At 64.6% G+C, this 10,992-nt stretch carries 10 protein-coding genes; 7 read left to right on the forward strand and 3 right to left on the reverse strand.

Features of this window, described 5'->3' with window-relative positions; genetic code table 11:
- Window positions 1-55: 55 nt before the first annotated feature.
- The 7 genes from AC1RR3_RS36995 to AC1RR3_RS37025 all read left to right on the forward strand — a co-directional run bounded on the left by AC1RR3_RS36995 (window position 56) and on the right by AC1RR3_RS37025 (window position 6,832).
- Window positions 56-1,717 (forward strand): thiamine pyrophosphate-binding protein, encoded by a 1,662-nt coding sequence (locus AC1RR3_RS36995; RefSeq protein WP_492829991.1) that lies wholly within the window; start codon window positions 56-58, stop codon window positions 1,715-1,717.
- Between the two features lie 3 nt (window positions 1,718-1,720).
- A complete protein-coding gene (locus tag AC1RR3_RS37000; protein WP_492829992.1) occupies window positions 1,721-2,986 on the forward strand; it encodes an NAD(P)/FAD-dependent oxidoreductase in 1,266 nt (421 codons plus the stop codon).
- 9 nt (window positions 2,987-2,995) lie between these two features.
- Entirely contained in the window at window positions 2,996-3,739 is a 744-nt protein-coding gene (locus AC1RR3_RS37005) for an aspartate/glutamate racemase family protein (protein ID WP_492829993.1), read from the forward strand.
- Window positions 3,740-3,847: 108 nt separating this feature from the next.
- On the forward strand, window positions 3,848-4,552 hold the full coding sequence (locus tag AC1RR3_RS37010) for a GntR family transcriptional regulator (protein ID WP_492829995.1): 705 nt from the start codon (window positions 3,848-3,850) through the stop codon (window positions 4,550-4,552).
- 302 nt (window positions 4,553-4,854) lie between these two features.
- Window positions 4,855-5,397 carry a phosphonopyruvate decarboxylase gene (locus tag AC1RR3_RS37015; protein ID WP_492829997.1) on the forward strand — a complete coding sequence of 181 codons (543 nt, stop codon included), beginning with the start codon at window positions 4,855-4,857 and terminating at the stop codon, window positions 5,395-5,397.
- 5 nt (window positions 5,398-5,402) lie between these two features.
- On the forward strand, window positions 5,403-5,993 hold the full coding sequence (locus AC1RR3_RS37020; protein WP_492829999.1) for a thiamine pyrophosphate-dependent enzyme: 591 nt from the start codon (window positions 5,403-5,405) through the stop codon (window positions 5,991-5,993).
- A gap of 56 nt (window positions 5,994-6,049) precedes the next feature.
- Window positions 6,050-6,832, forward strand: coding sequence for an SDR family NAD(P)-dependent oxidoreductase (locus AC1RR3_RS37025; RefSeq protein WP_492830001.1), 783 nt, complete (start codon window positions 6,050-6,052; stop codon window positions 6,830-6,832).
- A 146-nt stretch (window positions 6,833-6,978) separates the two neighbouring features.
- Here AC1RR3_RS37025 and AC1RR3_RS37030 read toward each other — a convergent pair whose 3' ends face one another.
- The 3 genes from AC1RR3_RS37030 to AC1RR3_RS37040 are packed head-to-tail and all read right to left on the reverse strand — an operon-like array spanning window position 6,979 to window position 10,752.
- A complete protein-coding gene (locus AC1RR3_RS37030; RefSeq protein ID WP_492830003.1) occupies window positions 6,979-7,773 on the reverse strand; it encodes an IclR family transcriptional regulator in 795 nt (264 codons plus the stop codon).
- A 22-nt stretch (window positions 7,774-7,795) separates the two neighbouring features.
- Complete coding sequence (locus tag AC1RR3_RS37035) at window positions 7,796-9,529, reverse strand: FAD-dependent oxidoreductase (RefSeq protein WP_492830005.1); 1,734 nt, start codon at window positions 9,527-9,529, stop codon at window positions 7,796-7,798.
- Window positions 9,530-9,537: 8 nt separating this feature from the next.
- The gene (locus AC1RR3_RS37040; protein WP_492830007.1) at window positions 9,538-10,752 is read right to left on the reverse strand and encodes an ABC transporter substrate-binding protein; all 1,215 of its coding nucleotides are present in this window, start codon (window positions 10,750-10,752) and stop codon (window positions 9,538-9,540) included.
- Window positions 10,753-10,992 lie beyond the last annotated feature (240 nt).

Genomic DNA, 10,992 nt, shown 5'->3' on the forward strand with positions numbered 1-10,992 from the left:
AACAAAACTTGCGCGAGGCCGTGATGCGCATCGCCAAAGCCTGCAGGGAGCTGTCATGACCATTCGTAACACCCGCACCGGGGGCCAGATCCTGATCGATCAGCTTGTCGCCCAGGGCGTCGAGCGCGTCACCTGCGTGCCGGGCGAGAGCTATCTGGCGGCGCTCGACGCGCTGCATGACAGCCCAATCGACGTCATGATCTGCCGCGCCGAAGGCGGCGCGGCGATGATGGCGGAGGCCTATGGCAAGCTCACCGGACGGCCCGGCATCTGCTTCGTCACCCGCGGCCCTGGCGCGACCAATGCCAGCCACGGCGTCCACATCGCGATGCAGGATTCGACGCCGATGATCCTGTTCGTCGGCCAGGTCGACACCGGCATGCTCGAGCGTGAGGCGTTCCAGGAGCTCGACTACAAGGCGGTGTTCGGCACCATGGCGAAATGGGTGGTCGAGATCGATCGTCCGGATCGTATTCCGGAGCTGGTCGCGCGCGCCTTCCGTGTCGCCATGCAGGGCCGCCCCGGACCCGTGGTGATCTCGCTGCCGGAGAACATGCTGACCGAAACTGCCGCTGTCGCCGATGCGATGCGGATCGAGCCGGCGGTGAGCTGGCCCGCGCCGGCGGATATCGAGCGCGTCCGCGCCATGCTTGCCGGCGCCAAGGCGCCGCTCGTCATCCTCGGCGGCTCGCGCTGGACCGCTGACGCCACCAAGAGCATCGCTCGCTTTGCAGAGCGGTTCGACCTGCCGGTCGCGACCTCGTTCCGGCGGGCCTCTCTGATCGACGCCGACCATTCGCACTATGCCGGCGATCTCGGCATCGGGCCGAGCCCGGGCCTGAAGGCGCGCATCGACAACGCCGACGTGATCCTGCTCATCGGCGGCCGCATGTCGGAGATGCCGTCCTCGTCCTACACGCTGTTCGACATTCCGACGCCGAAGCAGAAGCTGATCCATGTGCATCCGGGCTCGGAAGAGCTCGGCCGCGTCTATCAGCCGGAGCTCGCGATCCAGGCGACGCCCGCCGCCTTCGCCGCCGCCGTCGAGGCGCTGAAGCCCGCGGGCGCGGTTGCCTGGAAGGGCGAGGCCGCCAAGGCGCATGCCGATTATCTCGCCTGGACCGACAAGGCCCGCGAGCTGCCGGGTACGTTCCAGTACGGCCAGGTCATGACCTGGCTGCGTGACCGTCTGCCGAAGGACGCGATCGTCTGCAACGGCGCCGGCAATTATGCCGGCTGGATCCATCGCCACCATCGCTTCCACAGCTTTGCCTCCCAGCTTGCGCCGACCTCGGGCTCGATGGGCTACGGCGTGCCGGCGGCTGTGCTCGCCAAGCGGCAATTTCCGGATCGTACCGTCGTCGCCTTTGCCGGCGATGGCTGCTTCCTGATGAACGGCCAGGAGTTCGCGACCGCCGTGCAGTACGACGCGCCGCTGGTGGTTATCGTCGTCGACAATTCGCAATACGGTACCATCCGCATGCACCAGGAGCGCGACTATCCCGGCCGCGTCGTCGGCACCCAGCTCAAGAACCCCGACTTTGCGATGTACGCAAAAGCGTTCGGCGGTCATGGCGAGCGGGTCGAGCGCACCGAGGATTTCGCGCCGGCGTTCGAGCGCGCCCTGGCCTCGGGCAAGCCGTCGATCCTCCACTGCATCATCGATCCGCGCGCGATCTCGGTCGGCAAGGATTTTACGCCCGCGGTGAAGGCTTGAGCGATGCCTGAAGGCCGCCACGTCGCCATCATCGGAGCCGGCGCGGTCGGCGTGATCAGCGCCATCGAGGCGCTGCGCGAGGGTCATCGCGTCACGCTGATCGATCCCGGCGAGCCCGGTGGCGAACAGGCGGCAAGCTATGGCAATGCCGGCTGGCTGTCGTCGCATTCGGTGATCCCGCCGGCGGAGCCAGGCGTCTGGAAGAAGGTGCCGGGTTATCTGATGGATCCGCTCGGCCCGCTCGCGATCCGCTGGTCTTATCTGCCGAAGGTGCTGCCCTGGCTGATCAAATATCTGCTCTCGGGCTGGACCGAGGCGCGCGTGGAGAAGACGGCGTTCGCGCTGCGCGATCTGCTGAAGGATGCGCCGCTGCTGCATCGGACGCTTGCGGAAGAGGCGGGCGTCCCTGACCTGGTCGAGCGCAACGGCGTGATGCATGTGTTTCCGTCCCGCGGCAATTTCGACAACGATCTCGGCTGGCGCCTGCGCAAGAAGGTCGGCGTCGAATGGCTGGAGCTCAACGCCGACGAGATGCGTCAGCGCGAGCCGGATTTGCATCCGCGCTACACCTTTGGCGTGGTGGTGGAAGAGGCCGGCCGCTGCCGTGATCCCGGTGCATATGTTGCGGCCCTGGCCCAGCATGCGCTGGCGAGCGGCGCCAGGCACGTGCGCGCCAAGGCGACAGGCCTCAAGCTCGACGGCAATAAGCTCATAGCCGTGATTACCGAGACCGGCGAGATTGCCTGCGATGCCGCGGTCGTCGCTGCTGGTGCCCGATCGAAGCAGCTCACCGCATCGGTCGGTGATCCCCTGCCGCTCGAGACCGAGCGCGGCTATCACGTCATGATCGAGAGTCCGGAATCGGGCCCGCGCAGCTCGATGATGGCGTCCGACGCCAAGATGGTGGTGAACTGGACCAACAAGGGCCTGCGCGCCGCCGGCACGGTCGAGATCGCCGGCTTAGAGGCCGCGCCGAACTGGAAGCGCGCCGAGATCCTGCGCAATCATCTCCTCAGCATGTTCCCGAAACTGCCGAAGGACATTCCGGCCTCGCGCATCAAAACTTGGTTCGGTCATCGGCCGAGCATGCCCGATGGCCTTCCCTGCATCGGCCACGCACGCGCCTCGCAGGACATCGTCTACGCCTTCGGCCATGGCCATGTCGGCCTGGTCGGCTCGGCCCGCACCGGCCGTCTCGTCGCCCAGCTGCTGAGCGGCAAGCAGCCCGAAATTCCGCTCGCGCCGTTCGCACCCACTCGCTTCCTCTGAGATCGCACCATGACCACTTCTGCCAACACGCCTTCTCGTATTGCCCGTGGCGGCAAGGCCATCTACGGCGCACCGCTCGGCATCCTGATGCTGGAAGCGCGCTTTCCCCGCATTCCCGGCGACATGGGCAATGGCACGACCTGGCCTTTCCCCGTGCTCTATCGCGTGGTGAGCGGGGCATCGCCGGAGAAGGTGGTGCTGAAGGGCGCGGCCGGCTTGCTGCCCGACTTCATCGATGCGGCGAAGGATCTGGTGCGGCTCGGGGCCGAAGCCATCACCACCAATTGCGGCTTTCTCTCGCTGTTCCAGAAGGAGATCGCGGCGGCCGTTGGCGTGCCGGTCGCGACCTCGTCGCTAATGCAGGTGCCGTGGGTGCAGGCGACCTTGCCGCCCGGCAAGCGCGTCGGGCTGGTCACGGTGTCGGGCTCGACCTTGACGCCGGCCCACCTCGAAGGCGCCGGCGTGCCGCTCGATACGCCCCTGGTCGGCACCGAGCACGGCAAGGAGTTCTTCCGCGTCCTGATCAAGGCCGAGAAGGACGACATGGACGTCGGCTTGGCCGAGCGCGATGTGGTCGAGGCCGGCAAGCAGCTTGTCGCCAAAAACCCTGATGTCGGCGCCATCGTGCTCGAATGCACCAACATGCCGCCTTATGCGGCCGCATTGCAGGCCGAGGTTGGATTGCCGGTCTATGATATCTATTCCATGATCACCTGGTTTCATGCTGGACTGCGCCCGCGCGCCTTCGCCTGATCCCGGGAGGCGTAAAGCTCTGAACAAGCTCTGCTAAACTCTGGTTTGCATTGCCATCGTCTACACAACCCCGGTATATTAGGCTGTGTTCGGGCATGAATGCAGTTGATGATGAGCAACGTGGAACTGGCTTCCGATAGTATCGTCGATCGCGTCTATGAACAGCTCAAGGCGATGGCCGTGAGCTATGAGTTCAAGCCGGGCGAACGGCTCAATGAGGGTGAGCTGGCCAAACGGCTCGGTGTCAGCCGCACGCCGCTGCGCGAAGCGCTCAACCGTCTCAACACCGAAGGCTTTCTGCGCTTCACGCCGGGCAAGGGTTTCTTCTGCCGTGAGCTCGACGCGCACGAGATCTTCGATCTCTACGAGCTGCGCAAGTCGATCGAGGTCGCCTCGGTTCGCCTCGCCATCAAGCGCGCCAAGGATGAAGACATCGACGCGTTGCTGAAATTCCTCGAAGCCACCGGCCCCGATCCCGGCGAGCGCACTTCGGTGGAGCTCGTCGAGCTCGACGAGACCTTTCACGAGCGGCTGATGGGCATGTCCAACAATGCCGAGATGCTGCGCGTGCTGCGCAACGTCAACGCCCGCATCCGTTTCGTGCGCTGGATCGACATGGACAGCATCAATCGGTCCAACACCCAGGCCGAGCACCGTGCGGTGATCGAAGGATTGAAGGCGCGCGATGAAGAGGCCTGCGTGTCGGTGCTGGAGAAGCACATCGACCGCCGCCTCGATCGCATTACGTCCGCGATCAAGGAGGGCTACGCGCAGATCTACATGCCAGCGGTGGCGAGATCTGCGGCGAATTAGTCTGCATGCCGCAGCGACGGTGCCCTTCCTCCTCCCTCTGTGGGAGAAGGTGGCGCGAAGCGCCGGATGAGGGGTATCTCTCCGCAAATACAAATGCGTCTGAGTGCGCGGAGACAACCCCTCACCCCAGTGTGTTCGTGTCAACCTGCGGTGTCTCTCACAAGGGGAGAGGGCGCAGTCATACGCATCGCCGCTCGCGACCCTCAGCTATACAATCCTTCAATACCTGATCGTGCCAGACGGTCAGAGCATTCGTATCAGAACATCGCTAGCGTGCCGTTCGAAATTCACGGAGACACGCGGTGCACAGCCCTCAATCCAATCCCGAGACGCGCTCAAGCGATGACTGGCCGTCCGGGCTCTATCGCATCTTGAAGGCCGCCGACGTCAGGCAGATGTCGTACGTGCCGGACGCCGGCCACAGCCAGCTCATCCGCCTGTTCTCGGCCGACCGTGACGTCACCACCAACGTGCTGACGACGGAAGAGGAGGGCATCGCCATCGCCGCGGGTGCCTGGCTTGGCGGACAGCGCAGTGTGCTGCTGATGCAGTCGAGCGGGGTCGGCAATTGCATCAACATGCTGTCGCTGTCGGCGATCGGCCGCTTTCCGCTGCTGATGCTGGTGACGATGCGCGGCGAATGGGCCGAGTTCAATCCATGGCAAGTGCCGATGAGCCGGGCAACGCAGCCCTCGCTGGAGGCGATCGGCCTGAAGGTGATGCGCGCGGAGACACCGGAGGATCTGGTAGAGACCGTCGAATCCGCGGCCTCGCTCGCCTATGAATCCGACCAGCAGATTGCGGTTCTGATCGGGCAGCGCCTGATCGGCAAGAAGAAGTGGTGATATCGATGTCCATGTCCTCTCAGCTCGATCGCCGTGCCGCTGTCGCGGCTCTCCTGAAGAACCGCGAGAATACGCTGGTCGTCTCCGGCCTGGGCTCGCCGACCTACGATCTGCATTCCGTCGGCGACCACGACGGCAATTTCTATCTCTGGGGCGCCATGGGCGGCGCTGCGCTGATCGGCCTTGGCCTCGCCCAGGCTCAGCCGGGCAAGCGCGTCCTCGCTTTGACGGGCGACGGTGAACAACTGATGGGCCTCGGCGGCATCGCCACCATCGGCGTCGCGCGCCCGCGCAATCTCGACATCGTCGTGATCGACAATCAGCATTTTGGCGAGACCGGCATGCAGGCGAGCCATACCGGGCGCGGCGTCGATCTCACGGCGATTGCCGCGGCCTGCGGCTTTACCGCCACCGCGACCGTGCGGACGCTCGAGGAAGTGGTGCGCCTTGCCGCGCAAATCGCCGAGCCGGCCGGGGGCCCGCGACTCTTCGTCATCAAGGTTTTGGCAGAAAATCCGCCGCGCTCGCTGCCCTCGCGCGATGCCGTCTTTATCAAGAACCGGTTCCGTGCTCATCTCGGCTTTGCGGCGGCTTGAACTGGAATCATCTCTGGGATAGCTCGCTGCTTAAGCAGCTATCCTGGAGTGAGACTATGAAACTATCCGGCAAGGTCGCAGCCATCACCGGCGCGGCGCGCGGTATCGGCAAGGCCTGCGCAAAGCGATTTCTCGACGACGGCGTCAAGGTCGTCATCTCGGATGTCGACGCCGAGGGGCTCGCCGCGACGGCCGCCGAGCTGGGACGGCCCGATGCCTTGCGCACCGTGGTCGGCAATGTCGCGAAGCGCGCCGACGTCGACCAACTCGTTGCGACCGCCGTGAAGGAGTTCGGCCGGCTCGACATCATGGTCAACAATGCCGGCGTCGCCCGCAACCGGGACATCCTGGAGATTTCCGAGGAGGAATTCGACGAAATCATCGGTATCAACTTGAAGGGCGCGTTCTTCGGCGTGCAGGCCGCCGCGAAGCAGATGATCGCGCAAGGGAGCGGCGGCGGGGTCATCATCAACATGTCCTCGGTAAATGCACTGCTGGCGATCCCCGCGCTTGCGACCTACGCGATGTCCAAGGGCGGCATGAAGCAGCTCACATCGGTAGCCGCCGTCGCACTCGCCCCGCACAATATCCGCGTTGTGGCGGTGGGGCCGGGCACGATTTTGACCGATATGGTGGCGTCCTCGATCTACACCTCGGAGGATGCCCGCAAGACGGTGATGTCACGCACGCCGGCCGGCCGCGGCGGCGAGCCGAGCGAGATTGCCTCCGTCGTGGCGTTTCTCGCCAGCGACGATGCGTCCTATATCACCGGGCAGACGATCTATCCGGATGGCGGCCGGTTGATCCTGAATTACACGGTGCCGGTGAAGGAGAAGTAGGGGGCTCCATTCTCGCTGTCATCGCCCGGCTTGACCGGGCGATCCAGTACTCCGAGACGCCTGTAATTCGACCGATAGGCTGCGGCGTACTGGATTCCCCGCTTTCGCGGGGAATGACAGTCGTTGTGAGGCGGGCAGTTTTCCCCTCACTCCGCCGCGATCGTCATGCCGTAGCCCAGCCGCTTCGAGATGCCGCCGGCGCAATCGCGCAAGGCGTGGGCGATCGGGCTGTCCCAGCGGGCATCGAACGTGCCTTCCGGTCCCATCGCGGTAATGACCAGCGCGACATGGCCGGAATGATCGAACACCGGCGCGGAGAACGCATTGACGCCGGGCAGGGGATCGCCCAGCGCGCGGGCGAGACCGTGCTTGCGGACCTCCGTGAGCATGTCGGCGACCTTCGCGCCTTTCACGGCGCGCTTCGGATTGTAGCCGACGCCGTGGCGATCGAGGCCGCTTTCGAGTGCGGCATTGATCGTCTTCTCCGGCAGGAAGGCTGCAAAGGCGCGCCCCGTGGCGGTCTCCAGCAGTGCCATCACCGAGCCGGCGCGCATCACGATGTGCACGGGCTGGCCCGGCTCTTCGAGCTGCACCACAGTCGGACCGTGCGTGCCCCAGACGGCCAGCGAGACCGCGTGTCCGATCTGGCTTGCGAGGCTAGAGATCTTCGGTCCGGCGATACGGACGCCGGAGAGGCGGCGCAGGCTGATCAGGCCGAGCTCCAGTGCGAGTGCGCCGATCTCGTAGCGGCCGGTGGTTTCGTCCTGCTCGATCAGCCTGATCCGCGAGAAGCTGGCGAGATAAGGATGCGCCTTGGCCGGCGTCATCCCGGCCTCGCGCGCGAGATCGCGCAGCATCATCGGCTCGCCGCTGCGGGCAAGTGCCCGGAGCAATTCTCCGCCGACCTCGATCGACTGGATGCCGCGGCTTTCTCTCTTCATGCGCCTCCTGGCGTGGGCTCGCTTAGGCCGCGTCGCGCCTGGCGGCGCTGTCGGCGAGATGACGGCCGGCAATGTAGCCGAAGGTCAGCGCCGGCCCAAGCGTGATGCCGGCGCCAGGATAATTGCCGCCCATGATGCTCGCCATGTCGTTGCCCGCGGCATAGAGCCCGGGAATCACCCGGCCTTCGGCGTCGAGCGCGCGGGCGTTCTCGTCGGTGACGATGCCGGCATAGGTGCCGAGATCGCCGATCACCATCTTGATGGCGTAGAATGGACCGTTCTCGATCGGTGCCACGCAGGGATTCGGGCCGTGCATGGCGTCGCCCTGGTAGCGGTTGTAGGCTTTTGAGCCCTTGCCGAAGGCGGCGTCGTGGCCCAGCGGCGCGGTCGCATTGAACTGCTTGACCGTCTCGGTGAAGGCTTTGGCATTGATGTTGGCCTTCGCCGCCAGCGCTTCGAGCGTATCACCGCGCATGAGGTAACCGGTATTGAGGTGGTGACCCAGCGGCATCGGGAACGGCGGCACGCAGCCGAGGCCATATTTGCGCAGCGTTGGGTGATCGCAGACGAGATAGGCGGCAATCTCCTCGCCGGGCATTGCGGACTTGACCATGGCCTGGACGAAGTCGTGATAGGAATTGCCCTCATTGGCGAAGCGCTTGCCGTCGCGCATCACCGCGATCACGCCGGGCTTGGCGCGATCGATGAAATGCGGCATCACGCCCTTCGAGCCGTCCTTGCGCGTGGTGAGCGACACCGGCACCCAGGCGGCCGCGTTCGGCAGGCGGCCCTCGACATGTCCGCCGGCGCTTTCCGCAAGGCGCAGGCCGTCGCCGGTGTTGCCGATGGGGCCGGGCGAGAAATGCTCATTGCCGGTCGGCGCATGCGGAAACATCTTTTTGCGGCGTTCGACATCATGCGGGAAGCCGCCGCAGGCGAGCACGACACCCGCGCGCGCACGGATGCGGACGTCGTGGCCTTCGCGCGAGACGATCGCGCCGGTGACGGTGCCGTTCTCGACCGTCAGCTCGCGCACCGGTGAGGACAGCCACATCGGGATATTCAGATCCTGCGCGGATTTCGCGAGGCGCCCGGCTAGCGCATTGCCGTTGGTCAACGTCATGCCGCGGCCGTAACGCAGGACATCCATCAAATGGCGAGACAGGCGCTTTGCGACGTAGACCGCTGACGTCAGCGACTTCGTCACTCGCATGAAATGGATAATCTCCCTGCCGCTTCCCAGCATCATGCCGAACACGGTCAGCTCCGGCAGCGGCATGCCGAGCGTCTTGATCTGGTCGCCAAGCTCGCGGCCGTCGAATGGCCGCGTCACCATCGAGCGGCCGCCCTGCGCGCCACCAGGTGCTTCGGCGTGATAGTCCGGGAACACCAGCGGCATATCGAAGCGCAGCGCGGTCTTGCTGGTGAAGAAATCCACCGCCTCGGGACCGGCGCTCAGGAATGCATCGACTCGCGCGGCGTCAAAGTTGTTGCCGGCTTCGTGCCGCAAGTAAGTGCGGGCCTGCTCCGGTGTCTCCGCGATGCCGTAGGCTTTTGCGAGCGACGTCCCGGGGATCCACAGCCAGCCGCCGGAACGGGCGGTGGTGCCGCCGAAGCGCGGTTCCTTCTCGACGATCAGCACGTCGAGGCCGCGATAACGCGCGGTGATCGCGGCCGACATGCCGGAGGCGCCCGATCCGGCCACGAGCACATCGCACTCGTAAGTCTCCATTGCGTTATGCTCGTTGCCGGTCATCTCTCACCTCACTTCTTCAGCAGCGGACATTTGGACTCGGAGACTGGGCGGAACGCGTCCTCGCCCTTCACGGTCTTGATGATCTCCAGGTAATCCCAGGGCTCTTTGGACTGCTCGGGCGATTTCACCTTGGCCAGATACATGTCGCGGATGACGCGGCCGTCCTCGCGCAACTTGCCGCCGTGGACAAAGACATCCTCGATCGGCAGTTCGCGCATCTTGGCCATCACCTTGGCTGGATCGTCGGTGCCGGCGGCCTTGATGCCCTTGAGATAATGCAGCACCGAGCCATAGACGCCGGTCTGGATCATGGTCGGCATCACCTTGGTGCGCTCGTAGAACTTCTTGGACCAGGCCCGTGTGGCCTCGTCCATGTTCCAGTACGATGCCGTGGTCATGTAGGTGCCTTGCGCGGCCTTGAGGCCGATCGCGTGCACGTCGGTGTCGAACATCAGGAGGCCGACGAGCTTCTGGCCACCCTGGACGAGCCCGAACTCGCCGGACTGTTTGATCGCGTTATCGGTGTCCTGGCCGGCATTGGCGAAGGCGACGACGTCGGATTTCGAGCTTTGCGCCTGCAGCGCGAAGGAGGAGAAGTCCGCGGTGTTGGTTGGGTGCTTGACGCCGCCCAGCACCTTGCCGCCCATCTCGTTGATGAAGCGGGTTGCGTCCTTCTCGAGCTGCTGGCCGAAGGCGTAGTCGGCGGTGATGAAGTACCAGGACTTTCCGCCTTCCTTGATCACGGCGGACGCGGTCACCTTCGACAGCGCGTAGGTGTCATAGGTGAAGTGCACGGTGTTCGGGCTGCAAAGCTCGTCGGTCAGCGAACTCGCGCCGGGACCCGAGAGCAGGGCGATCTTGTTGCGCTCCCGCACCATGTTGTGCACGGCGATCGCGATGCCTGAATTGGGGATGTCGACCACGGCGTCGACCTTGCCGTTGTCGAACCAGCCGTGCACGATCTGCACGCCGACGTCGGTCTTCATCTGGTGATCGGCGCTGATGATCTCGATCGGCTTGCCGAGCACCGTCGGGCCGAACTCCTCCACCGCCATCTTGGCTGCCTCGACCGATCCCGGCCCGCTGTTGTCGCGGCCCCAGCTCGACAGATCGGTCAGCACGCCGATCCGCACCGCATCGTCCGAGACCTGCGCGCGCGCAACATTGGTCATGGCAACCGAAGTCATGGCCGCGAGCATGGCGCAGGCCAAAAGCCCTCTCATCGTCGTTCCCTCTCTTTTATGGGCCGCTTGGCGCGGTTAGTTATTGTGAGGCAAGTTAGATATTAACGAATAAATTTGTCAATAGCGAATAACTAGTTCTGGGGCGGGTTCCGTGACCGCCGGGAAGACATTGCGGAAACTTGCGCGCAACCGCCTCAACACCCGTCATTGCTGTGCATGTTCACTAATTCGCTGATCGAATTCATCCTGTTCAGGGAGGATTCCGATGCGAGACAACAC

Source organism: Bradyrhizobium sp. GW821-FHT13H05, assembly GCF_058804065.1.

Bases quoted from the DNA above. Each gene is read 5' to 3' on its own strand.
- AC1RR3_RS37025 (WP_492830001.1), top strand. From the start codon at position 6,050: ATGAAACTATCCGGCAAGGTCGCAGCCATCACCGGCGCGGCGCGCGGT.
- AC1RR3_RS37035 (WP_492830005.1), bottom strand. From the start codon at position 9,529: ATGACCGGCAACGAGCATAACGCAATGGAGACTTACGAGTGCGATGTG.
- AC1RR3_RS36995 (WP_492829991.1), top strand. From the start codon at position 56: ATGACCATTCGTAACACCCGCACCGGGGGCCAGATCCTGATCGATCAG.
- AC1RR3_RS37010 (WP_492829995.1), top strand. From the start codon at position 3,848: ATGATGAGCAACGTGGAACTGGCTTCCGATAGTATCGTCGATCGCGTC.
- AC1RR3_RS37040 (WP_492830007.1), bottom strand. From the start codon at position 10,752: ATGAGAGGGCTTTTGGCCTGCGCCATGCTCGCGGCCATGACTTCGGTT.
- AC1RR3_RS37000 (WP_492829992.1), top strand. From the start codon at position 1,721: ATGCCTGAAGGCCGCCACGTCGCCATCATCGGAGCCGGCGCGGTCGGC.
- AC1RR3_RS37030 (WP_492830003.1), bottom strand. From the start codon at position 7,773: ATGAAGAGAGAAAGCCGCGGCATCCAGTCGATCGAGGTCGGCGGAGAA.
- AC1RR3_RS37005 (WP_492829993.1), top strand. From the start codon at position 2,996: ATGACCACTTCTGCCAACACGCCTTCTCGTATTGCCCGTGGCGGCAAG.
- AC1RR3_RS37020 (WP_492829999.1), top strand. From the start codon at position 5,403: ATGTCCATGTCCTCTCAGCTCGATCGCCGTGCCGCTGTCGCGGCTCTC.